Annotated in this window: 17 protein-coding genes and 2 tRNA genes; 7 read left to right on the top strand and 12 right to left on the bottom strand. The window is 60.9% G+C overall.

The window, feature by feature from the left end:
- Nucleotides 1–15: 15 nt before the first annotated feature.
- The 4 genes from hpnD to hpnA form a co-directional block, all read right to left on the bottom strand.
- Nucleotides 16–915: a presqualene diphosphate synthase HpnD gene (gene hpnD, locus J2D75_RS06440; RefSeq protein WP_207853932.1), complete on the bottom strand. Its 900-nt coding sequence runs from the start codon at nucleotides 913–915 to the stop codon at nucleotides 16–18.
- Between the two features lie 92 nt (nucleotides 916–1,007).
- Nucleotides 1,008–1,868, bottom strand: a complete 861-nt coding sequence (gene hpnC, locus J2D75_RS06435) for a squalene synthase HpnC (RefSeq protein ID WP_207853931.1) — start codon at nucleotides 1,866–1,868, stop codon at nucleotides 1,008–1,010.
- Between the two features lie 73 nt (nucleotides 1,869–1,941).
- The gene (locus tag J2D75_RS06430; RefSeq protein ID WP_207853930.1) at nucleotides 1,942–3,120 is read right to left on the bottom strand and encodes a glycosyltransferase; all 1,179 of its coding nucleotides are present in this window, start codon (nucleotides 3,118–3,120) and stop codon (nucleotides 1,942–1,944) included.
- Between the two features lie 18 nt (nucleotides 3,121–3,138).
- Nucleotides 3,139–4,140, bottom strand: coding sequence for a hopanoid-associated sugar epimerase (gene hpnA, locus J2D75_RS06425; protein WP_207853929.1), 1,002 nt, complete (start codon nucleotides 4,138–4,140; stop codon nucleotides 3,139–3,141).
- A 190-nt stretch (nucleotides 4,141–4,330) separates the two neighbouring features.
- Between hpnA and J2D75_RS06420 the strand changes: the two genes are divergently transcribed.
- Nucleotides 4,331–5,392, top strand: coding sequence for a lysylphosphatidylglycerol synthase domain-containing protein (locus J2D75_RS06420; protein WP_207853928.1), 1,062 nt, complete (start codon nucleotides 4,331–4,333; stop codon nucleotides 5,390–5,392).
- The gene (locus tag J2D75_RS06415) at nucleotides 5,385–6,281 is read left to right on the top strand and encodes a prephenate dehydrogenase/arogenate dehydrogenase family protein (RefSeq protein ID WP_207853927.1); all 897 of its coding nucleotides are present in this window, start codon (nucleotides 5,385–5,387) and stop codon (nucleotides 6,279–6,281) included. The genes J2D75_RS06420 and J2D75_RS06415 overlap by 8 nt, the downstream gene beginning before the upstream one ends.
- 31 nt (nucleotides 6,282–6,312) lie before the next feature.
- On the opposite strand, the gene J2D75_RS06410 is transcribed toward J2D75_RS06415, so the two are convergent.
- The 3 genes from J2D75_RS06410 to J2D75_RS06400 all read right to left on the bottom strand — a co-directional run bounded on the left by J2D75_RS06410 (nucleotide 6,313) and on the right by J2D75_RS06400 (nucleotide 8,353).
- Complete coding sequence (locus J2D75_RS06410; RefSeq protein WP_243428555.1) at nucleotides 6,313–7,125, bottom strand: tetratricopeptide repeat protein; 813 nt, start codon at nucleotides 7,123–7,125, stop codon at nucleotides 6,313–6,315.
- A 5-nt stretch (nucleotides 7,126–7,130) separates the two neighbouring features.
- The gene (gene ykgO, locus J2D75_RS06405; protein WP_003625637.1) at nucleotides 7,131–7,256 is read right to left on the bottom strand and encodes a type B 50S ribosomal protein L36; all 126 of its coding nucleotides are present in this window, start codon (nucleotides 7,254–7,256) and stop codon (nucleotides 7,131–7,133) included.
- 164 nt (nucleotides 7,257–7,420) lie between these two features.
- Complete coding sequence (locus J2D75_RS06400) at nucleotides 7,421–8,353, bottom strand: hydrogen peroxide-inducible genes activator (RefSeq protein ID WP_207853926.1); 933 nt, start codon at nucleotides 8,351–8,353, stop codon at nucleotides 7,421–7,423.
- Nucleotides 8,354–8,535: 182 nt separating this feature from the next.
- Between J2D75_RS06400 and J2D75_RS06395 the strand changes: the two genes are divergently transcribed.
- Together J2D75_RS06395 and J2D75_RS06390 are read left to right on the top strand one after the other, a co-directional pair.
- Nucleotides 8,536–9,078 carry a peroxiredoxin gene (locus tag J2D75_RS06395; protein ID WP_207853925.1) on the top strand — a complete coding sequence of 181 codons (543 nt, stop codon included), beginning with the start codon at nucleotides 8,536–8,538 and terminating at the stop codon, nucleotides 9,076–9,078.
- Nucleotides 9,079–9,321: 243 nt separating this feature from the next.
- A complete protein-coding gene (locus J2D75_RS06390; protein WP_207853924.1) occupies nucleotides 9,322–9,849 on the top strand; it encodes a carboxymuconolactone decarboxylase family protein in 528 nt (175 codons plus the stop codon).
- Between the two features lie 73 nt (nucleotides 9,850–9,922).
- On the opposite strand, the gene J2D75_RS06385 is transcribed toward J2D75_RS06390, so the two are convergent.
- Together J2D75_RS06385 and ppa are read right to left on the bottom strand one after the other, a co-directional pair.
- Nucleotides 9,923–9,999: transfer RNA gene (locus tag J2D75_RS06385), tRNA-Asp, on the bottom strand.
- Between the two features lie 224 nt (nucleotides 10,000–10,223).
- A complete protein-coding gene (ppa, locus tag J2D75_RS06380; protein WP_207853923.1) occupies nucleotides 10,224–10,751 on the bottom strand; it encodes an inorganic diphosphatase in 528 nt (175 codons plus the stop codon).
- 182 nt (nucleotides 10,752–10,933) lie between these two features.
- Here ppa and J2D75_RS06375 point away from each other — a divergent pair.
- The 3 genes from J2D75_RS06375 to J2D75_RS06365 all read left to right on the top strand — a co-directional run bounded on the left by J2D75_RS06375 (nucleotide 10,934) and on the right by J2D75_RS06365 (nucleotide 13,310).
- Nucleotides 10,934–11,007 (top strand) — tRNA-Ile (locus J2D75_RS06375).
- Between the two features lie 74 nt (nucleotides 11,008–11,081).
- On the top strand, nucleotides 11,082–12,761 hold the full coding sequence (ettA, locus tag J2D75_RS06370) for an energy-dependent translational throttle protein EttA (protein WP_207853922.1): 1,680 nt from the start codon (nucleotides 11,082–11,084) through the stop codon (nucleotides 12,759–12,761).
- Nucleotides 12,762–12,812: 51 nt separating this feature from the next.
- Nucleotides 12,813–13,310 carry a GNAT family N-acetyltransferase gene (locus J2D75_RS06365; protein ID WP_207853921.1) on the top strand — a complete coding sequence of 166 codons (498 nt, stop codon included), beginning with the start codon at nucleotides 12,813–12,815 and terminating at the stop codon, nucleotides 13,308–13,310.
- Nucleotides 13,311–13,343: 33 nt separating this feature from the next.
- On the opposite strand, the gene J2D75_RS06360 is transcribed toward J2D75_RS06365, so the two are convergent.
- From J2D75_RS06360 to J2D75_RS06350, 3 genes are all read right to left on the bottom strand, one after another.
- Nucleotides 13,344–13,973: an MlaC/ttg2D family ABC transporter substrate-binding protein gene (locus J2D75_RS06360; RefSeq protein WP_207853920.1), complete on the bottom strand. Its 630-nt coding sequence runs from the start codon at nucleotides 13,971–13,973 to the stop codon at nucleotides 13,344–13,346.
- A 23-nt stretch (nucleotides 13,974–13,996) separates the two neighbouring features.
- Entirely contained in the window at nucleotides 13,997–14,848 is an 852-nt protein-coding gene (locus J2D75_RS06355; protein ID WP_207853919.1) for an MlaA family lipoprotein, read from the bottom strand.
- Nucleotides 14,849–14,984: 136 nt separating this feature from the next.
- Entirely contained in the window at nucleotides 14,985–15,812 is an 828-nt protein-coding gene (locus tag J2D75_RS06350; RefSeq protein WP_207853918.1) for a TerB family tellurite resistance protein, read from the bottom strand.
- Nucleotides 15,813–15,816: the final 4 nt, after the last annotated feature.

Raw genomic sequence — 15,816 nt, 5'->3', positions numbered from 1 at the left:
AATACCGCCCCGGCCTTACGGAATATACGAGAGGGAGAACCACTTTGCCTTGTCGAGCAGGGTGGTGCTGGGGCGCTGGCGCAGCACGGCGGCAGACCAGCCGCGCTTGCAGAGCGCCTTGAGAATGGCCTCATAGCTGGCTCCCATGATGCGTGCGGGCAGCATGGCGCGGCCCCGGCAGGCTTTCATGGTGATAAATGCCGTGCGGAAATGATCCTGCGCACGGATGGATAGTACCCGGCACACACCCTCAAGGCCCGGTGCATCCAGCGCCTTGACCGGGTCAAGCGGCACATCAAAGCGGTTCAGCAGGTCGGAGGGCAGATACAGGCGGCCCCGTGCGGCATCTTCGGGAATGTCACGCAGGATGTTGGTCAGTTGCAGGGCGCGGCCCAGATGGTAGGCGACCTTGTCGCCGTTATCCGAGCACTCACCAAAAATCCGCACGGACAGGCGGCCCACGGCCGAGGCCACGCGGTCGCAATACAGATCAAGCGTTGCTTCATCAGGCGCGACGATGGCGGTCTGGGTGTCCATCATCATTCCGTCGATAACAGCCGTAAAGTCTTCCTGACGGAGCGCGAAAAAGTTGATGGTAGCCAGCAGCACGCGCTCAAGCGGTTCGGGCTGGGGCGCGCTCTGCTGGCCGTAAAGCCGGGCGATGCGGGCATGCCATTCGTTGAGTTCGTGCGTGCGGTCTGCCAGCGGGGCGTTGCCATCGGCAATGTCGTCCACAACGCGGCAGAAGGCATAAATGGCAAACATGCCGTAACGGCGCATGGGGGGCAGGATTTTCATGCCTGCGGCAAAAGACGTGCCAGCCTGTTTAACGGTGTTTTCCACCCAGGCGAGATCCGCAGGGTCGCATCCCAGTGGGGTGGGCTGGTTATGCGTCTGGATGTCCGGTGCTGTCACGCGCTCTTACCTGTCTGCTCTGATACTGGAAACGGGGCTGCCGCTCTGAAGGAGAGAGCCCCTTTTTACAGAAGTTTTATGAAGGGGGAAGGTCAGCGCCATGCCTTCAAGGCTGCGGCTGCCGCATGCATGGCGTCCGTACGGCGCAGGGCAACGCGCCCGGCCAGCGGGTCTTCACGGCGCAGGCGCAGGGTCAGGCGTTCTGCCAGAGTGACAATGGCGGCGCATTCCATGCGAAAGCGGCGGCTGCGGATATGTCGCGGCAGAATAGCGGCCTGACGGTTGAGCGTATCCACCCCGTCCAGCAGGGTGTTGAACACCCGGCGGAGTGCGGCGGATGTGCGCCCTTCCAGCAGGGCGTCGTTGGTCAGGCCGTGCTGGCGCAGCATGTCGGAGGGAATGTAGCAGCGTTTCAGGCGCCGCAGGTCCTGAGCGCAGTCCTGCAGGTGGTTGAGAATCTGCAGCGAGGTGCACAGCGCATCCGAAGCGGCGAAAGCCTCAGCGCTTTCCTTGTGCAGGCCGATCAGATAGCGCCCTACAGGGTTGGCGGAGTAGCGGCAGTAATGCAGCAGGTCCGACCAGTTTGCGTAGTCCTTGCCCAGAGAATCATCCCGAAAGGCAATCAGCAGGTCGGTGGCGGTTTCGAATGGTACGCCGGTCTGCATCAGCGAGACGCGCAGGCGTGCCGCACTCTGGGCATCCGGGCGGTTGATGGCGGTGCGCTGGCCGTGCAGCACCTCCTCCATGGCGTTCAGCCGTGCAACCTTGTCCTGCGGGGGGAGCGTCTCGCAGTCAGCGATGTCGTCAATAACCCGGGCATAGGCATAATAGGCATGCACATGCGGACGTAGCGCACGGCTGATCAGCAGGGAGCCGACCGGAAAATTCTCGTCGGACGCGCCTTTCCCGGAAGAAACGTCGGTTGTTCCCCATACGTCTGTATTGTCTGTCATGCCTCGGCCCGATCAAAAATGGCAGCCAGTGGTTTACACGAGCCATCCGGGCCTGCCTATCCCTTCGCGTATTCTAGCTGGTGCGTCCATCATTGGGGATGGCATCCGTGTAGGCGCGGTTTTTCCATACAACGCCCCGGCCACGATGGTGGTTGACGGCTGACCCGATGGTGGCTGCCGTATAAAAAACGGCAATAAAAGGCAGCGCCAGCGCCCAGAGCGGTGAAAGCTTAAAGCGCCTGAGTGTCGGCAGGAACGAGCAGATCGAGGCCAGCCACGTAGCCGCCCCGATCCAGCGGGCCGGGCCGTGTGCGAACAGGGCCAGCAGGGCCGGGGTTATCCAGACCAGCAGCATACCCAGCACGGTCAGAACCAGCAGCAGGGGCGAAAAGCGCAGTTGCACATAAGCTGTGCGCGCGATCATGCGCCAGATATCCGCCGGGCCGGGATAGGGGCGGATGGAGCGTGCAAGCTGCGAATGCCCAAGATACAGCAACCCGCCCGCCTGTTTGACACACAGGGCAAGAGTGCAGTCGTCGATCAGAGCCCCTTTCAGTGCGTCTATACCGCCGATACGGCGCAGCATGGCGCGTTCGAGCAGAATGGTGCCGCCCGCAGCCCCTGCCGTGCGGCTTTTGGGGTTGTTTACTTTGGCGAAGGGGTAAAGCAGCGCAAAAAAGAAAACAAAAGCAGGCACCAGCGCACGTTCGGCCAGACTGTCGCACTGAAGCTCCACCATTTCCGACACCATGTGCAGCCGGTCTGTCTGGGCCTTGCTGACCAGTGTTGCGACATGTTGCGGTGCGTGGATGATGTCCGCATCGGTCAGGAGAATGTAGCCATCGCCCTGCGGTGCGCGGCGCTCGGCTTCCTGCACGCCCTGCGATACGGCCCAGAGCTTGCCGCTCCAGCCGGGTTGCGGGGTTACACCATCGAGCACACTCAGGCGACCGGAGGGGTCAGGCAGGGCGCGGGCCAGAGGGCCGGTTTCATCCGTGCTGCGGTCATTGACCAGAATGACTGAAAGCGGGCCGGGATAGTCCTGCGCCATCAGGGATGACAGGGCGACCTCGATGGATTCGGCTTCGTCTCGCGCGGGTACAACAATGGTGACGGCGGGTGCCTCACCCATGGGGGTGAGTCCATCCGGCGTTACGGGGGCAAGGATGGGGCCTTTTTGCCAGAAGCGTCCGTGGAAAAGGAGGAGTCCGACCCAGATGGCGGCGCACAGGACGGCGAGAGCCAGTAGCATGAGTGCGTGCCTTCTTTCTTACTTAAGCATGCCGTTGGACTGGAACCATGCGATGGCGTCTGCCACGGCCTCACGCGCGGGGCGGGGGGCGTAACCCAGATCACGTATGGCTTTGTCAGAAGAAAAGAACATTTTCTTGCGCGACATAGCCAGCATTTCGCGCGTGACACGCGGGGCGATGCCAAAGGCGCGCGACAGCCATTCAGAAACAACGGCTACAGGCCAGATAACCTCCTGCGGGAGGCTGATTTTCGGCGGCGGCACATGGGCGATCTCCGAAACCATGGCGAACAGGTCGCGCAGGAGGAAGTTCTGTCCGCCCAGAATATATTTTTCGCCAATAACGCCGCGCTCAAGGGCCAGTGCATGGCCTTCGGCCACGTCATCCACATGCACGATGTTCACGCCCGTATCTACATAGGCAGGCATGCGGCCTGCGGCGCAGTCCAGAATCATCTGCCCTGTGGGCGTGGGTTTGATGTCGCGCGGGCCAACGGGGGTGGAGGGGTTTACAATCACGGCGGGCAGGCCGGTCTCGCGCACGAGGCGCAGCACTTCCTGTTCCGCACGATATTTTGAACGCTTGTAGATTCCAATCACCGCATGCTCACGTACGGGGGTGGTTTCATCCGCCACGCTGCCATCGCCAATCAGCCCCAGTGCCGCCACGGAGGAGCAGTAGACGATCCGCTCCACCCCTGCGGCCTGGGCGGCCAGCATGAGCAGGCGGGTGCCTTCCACATTAGCCTTCATCATGGGGGCGGGGTCAGGCACCCACAGGCGGTAATCTGCGGCGACATGAAAAACATAGCGGCAGCCTTCCACCGCCCGGGCGAAGCTTTCGGGGCTGGAGAGGTCGCCTTCCACCAGCTCTGCCGGAATATCGGCAATATTACGCCGGTCGCTGCCCGCACGTACCATCAGCCGCAGGGAGTGACCGCGCGCCAGAAGCGTGCGCGCGACAGCAGACCCCACAAAACCAGTGGCGCCAGTGACAAGTGTGGGGGCGATGGCGGTCATGTGCGGGGCCTCTGTGCAAATGGGTGCTTAAACGTACGGTTTGTCTCTTTATCCTGACGCATGAGGTGGCGCCAGACCCCGTGGTGGTGTAAGGGGGCGGTTCATTCATAGACATGCCCGCAAGGGGTTTCTGTCAGGCCTTCAGGGCGGGCAGGCCCATCTGGCGTGATGGGCGGACAGAGCTGGTACCTTGAAGAAGCTTACTGTTTTTCTCACTTTCCTTGGGCTGGTCGCCATTACAGCCGCTATGGCATGGAGCGGTTTCGATTCCGTCCTGCATGCGGTTTTGCGCATTGGTATGGGTGGTTTTGTGGCGGTTGTCTGCTGCCAGCTCGTTGTCAATGGCGTGCTGGGTCTGGCCTGGCATGCGGCTTTTCCCGAGATTGGGTATCTGAAGCTTCTGGGCGCACGCATGGTCAGGGATGCAGCCGCCACATGCCTGCCTTTTTCGCAGGTCGGGGGTATGGTGCTGGGTATTCGCGCCACCTGTTCGCCCCGGAGCCTGAACTCCGCGCATCATGGCCGACAGGTCGAACTGCCTGAGGCTACCTGCGCCAATCTTGTGGACATCACGACCGAAGTCATGGGGCAGGTGGCGTTCGTGCTGCTGGCTGTGGCGTGTCTGGTCGCGCATCAGCGTTCCAGTCCGTTTGTGCTGCCGGTGGTGATCGGGGCTGTCCTGCTGATGGTCGGGGTGGTCGGCTTTATCTGGACGCAGCGTCATGGCGGCAATATTTTCCGCCGTTTCGGGGGGGTGATTACCCGCAACATCGCCAGCCAGTGGCACGAGAACCTACAGGCCGGGGCCGACCATCTACAGGAGCGGCTTGAGGCCGCATGGAACCGCCCGTGGCATATTGCCCGTTCCGCCGTATACCATCTGGTAGGCTGGTTGGGGAGTGCGGGCATTCTGTGGCTGACCGCCGATTTTCTGGGCGCAAGCCTGACCTTTGCGGATGCCGTGGCGGTGGAAGGTGTCACCTGCGCCATTATGTCCATGGGGTTTCTGGTGCCGGGCAGTCTTGGCGTGCAGGAAGGCGCTTATATGGCGCTTGGCCATGCCTTTGGCATAGAGCCATCGGTGGCGCTGGGCCTGTCCCTGTTACGGCGTGGGCGCGAGCTGATTATCGGCATTCCCGTGCTGCTGGTGTGGCAGATCATGGAAATGCGCAGCCTGCGAGCGAATGGACGCGCGGCGGACGCCGTAGCGCCTGCTCCGTCTTCCAGTATGGAGGATAACAGCATTGGCTGAGGTTCAGGAGCCTGTTTTCGATACGTTGCTGGTTGTCGGGCCGGGGCTGATTGGCTCTTCCGTGCTGCGGCGTGCGCGGGCGCGTGGCAACATTGCCCGCAGGCTGATCGCCGCCGATAGCAGCCCTGCCGTATGCGCGCGCGTGCGCGAACTCGATCTGGCGGATGAAGCCACCACCAATCTGGCAGCCGCAGCGGCGCAGGCCGATTGTGTCATGCTCTGCGTGCCGGTGGGCGCGATGGGGGAGGTTGCGGCTCAGGTCGTACCCGCCATGAAAAGTGGCGCCGTGCTGACGGATGTCGGCTCGACCAAGGTTTCGGTCATTGAGGCCATTGCCCCTATCCTGCGGGCCGATGTGCCGTATGTGCCGACGCACCCTATGGCTGGCACGGAGTTTTCAGGCCCGGATGCTGGTCTGGAGCATCTGTTCGAGGATCGCTGGTGCCTGCTGACCCCGCTTGAAAGCACAACACAGGCAGCCCTTGAGGCTATCCGCACCCTGTGGGAGCGGTGCGGCGCACGCCTGCGCGAAATGACGCCCCCGCATCATGACCGGGTGTGCGCTATTGTCAGCCATCTGCCGCACCTGCTTGCATTTACCATCTGCGGCACAGCGGATGATCTGGCGGCTGAAACCCGTTCCGAGGTGCTCGACCTCGCGGCGTCTGGTTTCCGCGATTTTACGCGTATTGCTGCCTCAGACCCCATTATGTGGCGCGACATCTTCCTGTTTAATCGCGAAGCCTTACTGGAAATGCTCGGGCGCTTCATGGAAGACGCGCAGGCTATGGCGCGCGCGATTCGCTGGGGGGATGAAGCTTATATTGTGGATAAAATCGAGCGTGGTCGCGCGATCCGCAAAAGCCTGATCGAGAACCGGCAGGCCTGATCTGGGTCGGCTGCGCTACCGGTTTTTGCGTTCAGGTTGGTTGGCCGAAGGCTTTCACCCGGAGCTGTTCCTGACGTTTGTGGGTCTTGTCCAGCATGGGGTTCAGGCTCATGGCCTTTTCCCATGCCTGCAAGGCGGCACGGCCATCGTTGCGGCGTTCTTCTATGGTTGAGAGCAGTACCCATGCGGCGGCATCCGCCGGGTCACGGCCCAGACTTTCCCCCAGATCGGCAATAGCGCCTTTCAGGTCTCCCGCGGCAAGGCGCATCTGGGCGCGACCGCGCCACAGAATCGGCTGGTCAGGTTGCAGGGCCAGAGCATCTGAAAGATCCTGAACGGCATCGTCGGGCTTTTCGGCGGCCAGATCTTTTTCAGAGCGGTGCAGCAGCAGGCGCGTAGCCGGGGCCAGTCGGGAGGCGCGCAGGGTTTCCAGGCGGCTCTCAAGGCCATGGGCCTGTTCGGGGGTTTTGGCGTGGGCGAGCTGATCTGCCAGCACCCCGATCATGGGAGAGGGCGGGGTGTGTGCCGCAGGGGGCGCTGGACGTGTTGCCGGGCGGGTGGCCTGCGGTGCCGGCGCGGCTGGCGCAGCAGGGTGGTGGATCGGCTGCATGGGGGGCAGAGTTGGCACGGGCGGTGGCCCAGCGCTGCCGTCAGGCTCTGACAGGTCAGGAGCCTGCGCATGTGCGGCCGAGGGCGCGCCACAGAGCGCGAGCGTGCTGATGCCGCCAAGGAGGCACAGATGCAGCAGGCACAAAAACAGAAACCCGTTTCTCCGCCCTGCGGAAAAACGGGTCTCACGCATGATAGGCAGGAAAAAGCAGACCGTGTGGGTCTGTTCCGCCATATGCTTTAGCCCTGACGGGCCTTCATGCGGGGGTTCTTCTTGTTGATGACGTAAACCCGGCCACGACGACGAACCACACGGCAGTCCTTATCGCGCACCTTGGCTGACTTCAGGCTGTTTCTGATCTTCATGGCCCGTATTCTCCGCCGAAACTGGTGAGTGCATAATTTAAGTTGGGTTGGGAATTACTGGCACTAAGCCTCAGAGTCAAGATTTACGGCCTGTCAGATTGGCAAATTAGCCATTTTTCCGGCGGAAAATCATGGTTTGACCCTTAAAAGACGCAGTCATGACTTTACGCGCTTTCGGGTGGGCGGAGTGTCGCCAGTGTAGCCGAGAGAGTTTGGAAGTCAGCGGCCCGGGGGGATCGGGGCCGCCAGGCCAGCCCGAGCGTGCGCCATGCGGGGCCGCCAGTCAGTGGGCGCGAGAGAATCCGCCGCCCTTTCAGGATACCACCATCAATGGCCAGAGCCGGCATGATGGCGATCCCCAACCCCAGTTCCACCAGTTCCGCCATGCTATGGAGCGACATGGCGGTAAAGGTAGCCTCGCTTTCGCCTTCGGTGCCTGCGCGGTTTGGCCCCTGACGGCAGATGGCAAGTGTCTGCTCACGCAGGCAGTGCCCATCTTCCATCATGACCATACCATGACTCGACAGGCGTGAGACCGGTACGGTGTTCAGGCTGGCCAGTGGGTGGCCTTCGGGCATGATTACACGGAATGGGTCTTGCCAGAGCGGGTGGGTTTCAGTGCCATCGCACAGGCAGGGCATGGCGAGCGCCAGAATGTCGAGCTGCCCCAGAGCAAGTTTTTCCAGCAGATGCTCGGTCGTATCTTCCGTAATGGAGAGCAGCAGGCGCGGGAAATGTTCACGCAGGGTGGTGACGGTCTGTGGAATGAGAAAAGGCCCGATGGTCGGGATAATACCGAGTCGCATTGGGCCGGTCAGGGGCGTGCGGGCTGCGGCGGCCAGTTGGGGCACGGATTCGAGTGCCGCTAGCGCTTGCCGGGCCTTGAGCGCGATTTCGTGACCGAGCGGGGTAAACACCACTTTTTTGCCGACCGTGCGATCGAGCAGGGTGGCGTCAAGCTGGCGCTCAAGTGCCATGATTCCGGCTGACAGGGTTGATTGCGTAACCGCGCAGGCTGCTGCTGCCCGGCCAAAATGGCGCAGTTCGGATAGGGCGATCAGATAGCGGAGCTGCTGGGCGGAGGGCAGGGGCAGCATGGCGGTTTCCCGTATGGCGGAGGTCGGTTCATCAAAGGTGGCTGTTTTGATCGAGTGTATCAATCATTATTATATAAAATATTCATTGGATTAAATGAACGAGCCGGGCCATACAGAATAACGAAGCCGCTAGCGTGCCGCATGCTGGTGGCAAAAAGCTAGTTAAATAAGGAGCTAGAGCAATGCTGACTGTTGGCGATAAATTTCCCAGCTTTAACCTGCCCTCCGTTCCGGGTGGCCCGGAAGGCCTCAAGGGTGAGTTCGTTCAGATCACGGATCAGAGCGATGCAGGCAAGTGGAAGATCGTGTTCTTCTGGCCCAAGGACTTCACTTTCGTCTGCCCGACCGAAATCGTTGCTTTCGGCAAGCTGGCCAAGGAATTCGCTGATCGTGACGCCGTTGTTTACGGTGTGTCCATCGATAGCGAGTTCGTCCACCTCAACTGGCGCCTGCACCACGCCGACCTGAAGGATCTGCCGATCCCGATGCTGGCTGACATCAAGCGCGAGCTGACCGAAGGCACGGGCGTGATGGCGCGCGATTCGGGTGTTGCCCTGCGCGCCACCTTCGTTGTCGATCCGCAGGGCGTGATCCGTCATGTCTCCGTGAACGACCTCTCCGTTGGCCGTAACCCGCAGGAAGTTCTGCGCGTTCTCGACGGTCTGCAGAGCGACGAGCTGTGCCCGTGTAACTGGAAGCAGGGCGACGACTTCATTAAGGTCTGAGCCTGACCTTCTGCCTTTCCAGTCTGACTGGAAAGGCTTCCGCAGGGTCTTTGACCCTGTCGGAGCCTCTTACATGGGGCATGGGGTGCTGTCCTGCAGGGCGCACCCCGTTCAAAGGCGCGCAGCGTCACGCTGCCCTGCGGATTGGCCGTTACGGCATCATGCGCCGGACAAGCCCTGCCTGTCTGTTTTTTCCGTTCAGCTTAGTATTGCCACAACACCCCAACCGGTGAAGGAAAAGTCATGTCTATTGACACCCTCAAGGATCGCATTCCCGATTATGCCAAAGACCTGCGGCTCAATCTCGGCACGCTGGCCAATGATGTCAGCCTGACGCCCCAGCAGCTTGCGGGCACATTCGTGGCCTGTGCCATTGCTGCACGGAATGATGAGGTAACGCGCGCCGTTGTAGCCCAGTACCGCGACGTTCTTTCCGCGCAGGCGCTGGCGGCTGCTGAGTCTGCTGCGGCCATCATGGGCATGAACAATATCTATTACCGCTTTGTACACATGGCGGGTGGTGAATACGGCAAAATGCCCGCCCAGCTTCGCATGAGCGTTATTGGCAATCCCGGCGTGGACAAGGTTGATTTCGAGCTGTGGTGTCTGGCCGTGTCCGCCATTAATGGCTGTGACCTGTGCGTGACCAGCCACGAAAAAATCGTGCGGGAGGCTCTGGGGTCTGGTGCAGTGCAGACAGCCGCGCGCATTGCCGCCGTTGTGCATGCGGTTGCCGTGACACTTCAGGCCGCGACTGCATTGCAGGATTGATCAGGAGGGGATGACAGGCACCGAGAGGTGTCTGTCGCGCCACTTCGTTATTCTGTTGTGAGGAATTTTGAAGTGGCGCGAGTGACGGGGCTCGAACCCGCGACCTCCGGCGTGACAGGCCGGCGCTCTAACCAACTGAGCTACACCCGCAGTCCAGACGCTCACCGTAGTGTGCGTCGGTATGTGCCGCTTTATACTGATGTTTTTTCGTTTGGCAACCGGGGTTAAGCAAAAAAATGCACAGGGCGGTGTATTTTTTGCGCTCCCCCCGATCAGGCCCGTGGCCTGTCAGCAAAAACGGCGCATCCGCTCCCTGCATTAAGGGGCCGATGCGCCGTTCTGTTATGGCCTGTGGGGCCAGCGGTTGGGCAGGATTACTTGCCGCGTGCCGCTTCAAGAGCCTTGACGATGAAGTCACCGGCTTCGGCCTTGTCGCCCCAGCCGGTTACCTTGACCCATTTGCCCTTTTCCAGATCCTTGTAGCGGGTGAAAAAGTGCTCGATGGCCTTCACCGTGATTTCGGGCAGGTCATCAATGGACTGCACGGTGGTGTACTGCGGGTGCACCTTGTCGTGCGGTACGCAGATGATCTTTTCATCCTGACCGGACTCGTCTTCCATCTTCAGCACGCCAATGGGCCGCGCACGGATAACGCTGCCGGGCACAACGGCGGCGGGGGTGAGCACGAGGGCATCCGTCGGGTCGCCATCAGCCGCCAGCGTGTTGGGGATGAAGCCATAGGCTGTCGGGTAGGCCATGGGGGTGAACAGGAAGCGATCCACCACAAGGGCGCCGCTTTCCTTGTCGATTTCATATTTGACCGAAGAACCCTGCGGAATTTCGATCACGACATTGATGTCGAACGGCACATCCTTGCCGGCGGAAAGTTTCGAGACATCCATGGAACACGGCTCCAGCACATGAAAATTGGGATGCCGCAGACCCTATCCGCCCGCCCGCGACTTGCCAAGAGCGCTGGTGCCGCATGGGGCGCACAGTCAGCGTGCGATATGATTGTCCGTGGATTTTCCTAAGGAAGACCCTTGCCAAATTTCTCTGGTTGCGTAATCAGGAAGCCGCCTGCGCGCCCGTAGCTCAATTGGTTAGAGCGGGCCGCTCATAACGGCTTGGTTGCGGGTTCAAGTCCTGCCGGGCGCAGGCATTTATCGCGAGTTGGCTGGCGTGTCTGCTGGCGGCGCTTTCAGCTTCAGCCACAAACGGGGGTCATCATCATGGCATCTTATCAATACGTCTATGTGATGAAGGATCTCACAAAAGCCTATCCCGGTGGGCGAGAGGTCTTCAAGGGCATTACCCTGTCCTTCGTGCCGGGTGCCAAGATCGGTATTCTCGGCGTCAACGGCGCTGGTAAATCCACCCTGCTCAAGATCATGGCCGGTCTGGACAAGGAGTTCGGGGGCGAGGCCTGGGCGGCTGAAGGCGCGCGGGTTGGCTATCTGGAGCAGGAGCCCCAGCTCGACCCCACCCTGACCGTGGGCGAGAACGTAGCCCTGGGTTTCGGTGATCTGAAAAAGGCCGTCGATCGTTTCAACGAGATCTCGATGCGCTTTGCCGAGCCGATGGACGATGACGAAATGAATGCCCTGCTGGCCGAACAGGCCGAACTGCAGGAAAAAATCGACGCGGGCGATGGCTGGGAGCTGGATCGCAAGCTTGAAATCGCACTGGACGCCCTGCGTTGCCCCCCGGCTGATAGCCCGGTGGACAAGCTTTCGGGCGGTGAGCGCCGCCGGGTGGCCCTGTGCCGCCTGCTGCTGGAAAAGCCCGACCTGCTGCTGCTTGACGAACCGACCAACCATCTCGACGCAGAAAGTGTTGCTTGGCTTGAAAAAACCCTGCGCGACTACGCAGGCACCGTCATGGTCATTACCCATGACCGTTACTTCCTGGACAACGTGACCAACTGGATTCTGGAAATCGAGCGCGGTCGCGGTATTCCGTTCGAGGGCAATTACTCCTCGTGGCTGGAACAGAAGCGCAAGCGTCTGGCTCAGGAAGAAAAAGAAGAAAGTGCGCGCCAGCGTGCTCTTGCGGCGGAAGAGGAATGGATTCAGTCCAGCCCCAAGGCCCGTCAGAGCAAGAGCAAGGCGCGTATTGCCCAGTACGAGGAAATGCTGGCCGCCAGTGCGGAGAAGGTTAGCGGGGTGGCGGATATCGTCATTTCTCCGGGGCCGCGCCTTGGCGGCACGGTGATCGAAGCCGAAAACCTCAGCAAAGGTTTTGGCGATCACCTGCTGATCGACAACCTGAGCTTCAAGCTGCCGCCGGGTGGCATTGTAGGTGTGATCGGGCCGAACGGTGCGGGTAAGTCCACCCTGTTCAAGATGATCATCGGGCAGGAAGAACCCGATTCCGGTTCGCTCAAGGTGGGCGAGACCGTCAAGCTGGGTTACGTCGATCAGTCGCGTGACAGCCTCGATCCCGACAAGAGCGTATGGGAAGAAATTTCCGGCGGCACCGATGTCATCTATCTGGGCAAGCGTGCGGTGCCTTCTCGCGCTTATGTGGGGGCGTTCAATTTCAAAGGGTCAGACCAGCAGAAAAAGGTCGGTATCCTGTCGGGTGGTGAGCGTAACCGCGTGCATCTGGCCAAGATGCTGCGCAAGGAAAGCAACGTCCTTCTGCTTGACGAACCGACCAACGATCTGGACGTGGATACCCTGCGTGCGCTGGAAGACGCGCTGGCCGAGTTCCCCGGCTGCGCGGTGGTGATCTCGCATGATCGCTGGTTCCTTGATCGTCTGGCGACGCATATTCTGGCGTTTGAAGGTGATTCCCACGTCGAATGGTTTGAGGGTAACTTCCAGGCTTATGAGGAAGACAAACGCCGTCGCCTTGGCCCCGATGCGACCGAACCCAGCCGGATTCGCTACAAGCCGCTCGCCCGCTGATACGGCGGGGCGGCTGCCTGCGGCCGCTTTTTTGACGCAGCGGGGTAGGTGATGGATTTACGTTCCGTCCGTACGCCCCGGCTGTGGCTTTATCCTGTCACGTGGCAGGATATGAATCATATGGCTGCCCTGAAAGCGGATGGTGCCGCTTTCGGGCAGATGCTGGGGGGCGTGCGTACCCGCCAGCAGGCCGAGCAGGATATGGCCGAGGATATTGCGTTCTGGGCGCGTTATCGGGTCGGTATTTTCACAATCCGGGAAAATGGTCGCTTTGTTGGCATGACCGGCCTGCATCTCAGGCCGGATGGCCGTGGCTTTGGCCTGCGCTTTGCCCTGCATTCGTGGGCACGTGGGCGAGGGATTGCGCGTGAGGCTGCCAATGCCGCCCTCAACTTCGCACATGATGCCGGTCTTCATAGGGTGGTGGCGGTTGCCGCCGAGAACAACGTTGCCTCGCGCACCATACTGGGCAGCATTGGCATGCACGTGGTCGAGACCTTTGCCAGAAATGGTCAGACCATGGTGCTATACGAAAGCCTGCGTTCGTAATGCTGCGCCCCGGAGCGGGGCGCACGCATGGTGTTACTGCTGGGCGCTGGCGGTGTTGTGGTGATCGATCTGCTTTTGCAGGGCGCGCAGCAGCGTGTCGATATCGCCCCCGTTGCGGGCAATGAAAGAAGAATAGTCGTTGCGTTGGGTCAGGCGCAGGCTTGCCCCTTCGCCAATCACATCCACCACCTTGGGTGAGCCGCTGCTGCTGTTTACAAGCCACTGCATGGCTGCGGGCGGCTGTTGTGGGCGTATCAGCGTTGCGTCAACGGAGTCGTCATCGCCGCTGCGTGTCACGTTGCCAATGGTGAAGCTGACACCACGATAATCGCCCAGCTTGTCGGTAATGGCATTGGCCAGAATCTGGTTGAACAGTGCAAGATAATGCTTCTGCTGTTCAGGTGTGGCCACCTTCCAGAAGCGTCCCAGGCAATAGCGGCCAATCCCGTCAATATCGACGTTACGGCTCACCAGCGGCATGATTTTTTCTTTTTTCTCCGCCAGAGGCAGGGGGCTGTTCACAATAGCCACAAGCTGCTCACCAAAGGACTGGATGAATGCGCGGGCATCCTGCGCCGCCCATGCGGCGGATACGGGCGCAAGCCCGGTGGAGGCGACGGCCAGAAAACCCAGAACACCACGGCGGCTGACAGAAAAAGTCATGCTAAGCACCCTTGCTGTTGTTGTTATTGATACCAGGCGGGCACGGTGGCGCGGTGGTCGTTGCGGATGGCTTCGGCCTGCGCCTTGCGCTGCTGCTGGTATGCGCTGCGAATGGTTGCGTAGGGATCAAGCGCATCGCGCTGCAGGGCGTCGAGATCATCCAGATGTTCGGAACGTCCGTGTATCACGCCCAGCATGTTGTAAGCCCAGTTGAAGCTGAGCAGCCCGTAGCCGCGGGGGACGTAGTTCCAGGGGGAAAGCCCCTGATCGATTCCATAACCAATGCCATCACGTAGCGAGGACGGCCCCATGGGCAGGAACAGGTATGGCCCGGAGGAAATGCCCCAGTTGGCCATGGTCAGCCCGGCATCGTTGGCATGGTGGGGGTAACCCGCCATTTTGGCCACATCGATAAAACCGCCAAGCCCTGCGGTCATGTTGATGCACCAGCGCACGAACGAATCGCCCGCCCGGCGGGGTTTGCCTGCGCCGACATCGTTGAAGAACACGGAAGGCTCATTCATGGTGGTGATCATGTTGCCCAGCGAGTTGCGCACGGGGCGGGGCACGGCCCACACATAAGCCTTGGCGACCGGACGCAGCGCATATTTATCGAACGTCATGGTCATGTTGTAGGTTTTACGGTTCAGCGGCTCGTAAGGGTCGTTGGCTGCCTTGTATTCCGCCAGTTCATCCGGGTCTTTGGGAACGGGCGCCTTGATGGCGCTACATGCGGTGGTGCTGGCCAGCAGCATGGCAAGGCCCAAGCGCCCGGCGGCGGGGCGCCAGCCGCGCCGTGTGCTTTGCTGCGTCGTCTGGTTCTGCCGCGCCTGCGCGCAAGGGCGGAGCCATGCGCCGTTCCGTCCTGAAATCATCTTAGCCCCTACCTTTGTTGCGTGCGCCCAAGCCAGCCCATAAACGTGAGCCAGACCTCTCTAGCATGAGAAACGCCATCTGCAATGGCAGGGCTTCCCTGCATATGCGACAGCCGGTGAAACAGTGTTGCCTGCCTTAAAGCCCCCTGTCGCGTTTGATAACGTCCCAGGCGGCATTTATTTTCGAAATTCTGATTGAGGCTGCGCGGGTTTCTTCTTCACTGGCGCCGCGAGCAGCCATGATGTCGGGGTGGTACTGACGCACCAGCGTTTTCCAGTGGGCACGCAGCTCATCATTGGAAAGTGAGGCACTGACCCCCATCACCACATAAGCGTCTTCCTCTGCCATGGCTGGCCGGGCGCGGCCTGTAGCGGCGCGTTCCCATGCTCCGTGGCTCAGGCCGAACAGCGTATGAACCCGGCGCAGAAAGCGGTCTTCCTCGCGGGTTAACGGTTCATCGGGGGTAAGATCGGCGCGGGCAATGGTAAACAGGATGGCCAGCAGTTCCTCAAGCGGCTGCTTGTCCTGCTGGTAGGCGTTGCCCAGTTCACGCGCGAAGGCTTCGTAGTCATCCGTGCGCTGGCGGGCCATGTCAAACAGGCGGCCGATTTCGCGCTGGTTTTCGGGCGGAACCATCATGCGTGCCTTGAAGGCGTTGATTTCGTGGCGGTTGACCGGCGCATCGCATTTGGCCAGCTTGGCACTCAGGATTACGCAGCTCAGCCCGTAGAGCTGTTCTTTTTTGCCCAGAGTGGCCGCCAGTTTTGCCGCAATAAACGTGGCGGCGCCGCTGGCATCGGGGCGTGCCCGCGCAGCCCAGCGTTCGCTCCATCCGCCCGCGGGGGGCTGGAGAAGGGTGCGGGTATCTGCCGCGTGTCCCAGTGCGGTGCCGACAGCAGCCCCCAGAGGGCCGCCTACGGCAAAGCCGGTAACGCCCCCGAAAATTTTGCCCCATATTGCCATGCGG

Origin of the sequence: Acetobacter suratthaniensis, from assembly GCF_017377745.1 — a bacterium.
Lineage (GTDB): Bacteria > Pseudomonadota > Alphaproteobacteria > Acetobacterales > Acetobacteraceae > Acetobacter > Acetobacter suratthaniensis.
Note: the sequence above shows the minus strand (reverse complement) of the source record. Positions and strands in the feature narration are given on the sequence as shown.

Coding starts and splice junctions, on each gene's coding strand:
- J2D75_RS06430 (WP_207853930.1), bottom strand. CDS start 3,120: ATGCTACTGGCTCTCGCCGTCCTGTGCGCCGCCATCTGGGTCGGACTC.
- J2D75_RS06390 (WP_207853924.1), top strand. CDS start 9,322: ATGTCTATTGACACCCTCAAGGATCGCATTCCCGATTATGCCAAAGAC.
- J2D75_RS06350 (WP_207853918.1), bottom strand. CDS start 15,812: ATGGCAATATGGGGCAAAATTTTCGGGGGCGTTACCGGCTTTGCCGTA.
- J2D75_RS06365 (WP_207853921.1), top strand. CDS start 12,813: ATGGATTTACGTTCCGTCCGTACGCCCCGGCTGTGGCTTTATCCTGTC.
- J2D75_RS06355 (WP_207853919.1), bottom strand. CDS start 14,848: ATGATTTCAGGACGGAACGGCGCATGGCTCCGCCCTTGCGCGCAGGCG.
- J2D75_RS06360 (WP_207853920.1), bottom strand. CDS start 13,973: ATGACTTTTTCTGTCAGCCGCCGTGGTGTTCTGGGTTTTCTGGCCGTC.
- J2D75_RS06400 (WP_207853926.1), bottom strand. CDS start 8,353: ATGCTGCCCCTGCCCTCCGCCCAGCAGCTCCGCTATCTGATCGCCCTA.
- hpnA (WP_207853929.1), bottom strand. CDS start 4,140: ATGACCGCCATCGCCCCCACACTTGTCACTGGCGCCACTGGTTTTGTG.
- hpnC (WP_207853931.1), bottom strand. CDS start 1,868: ATGACAGACAATACAGACGTATGGGGAACAACCGACGTTTCTTCCGGG.
- J2D75_RS06410 (WP_243428555.1), bottom strand. CDS start 7,125: ATGGCGGAACAGACCCACACGGTCTGCTTTTTCCTGCCTATCATGCGT.
- ykgO (WP_003625637.1), bottom strand. CDS start 7,256: ATGAAGATCAGAAACAGCCTGAAGTCAGCCAAGGTGCGCGATAAGGAC.
- J2D75_RS06395 (WP_207853925.1), top strand. CDS start 8,536: ATGCTGACTGTTGGCGATAAATTTCCCAGCTTTAACCTGCCCTCCGTT.
- ppa (WP_207853923.1), bottom strand. CDS start 10,751: ATGGATGTCTCGAAACTTTCCGCCGGCAAGGATGTGCCGTTCGACATC.
- ettA (WP_207853922.1), top strand. CDS start 11,082: ATGGCATCTTATCAATACGTCTATGTGATGAAGGATCTCACAAAAGCC.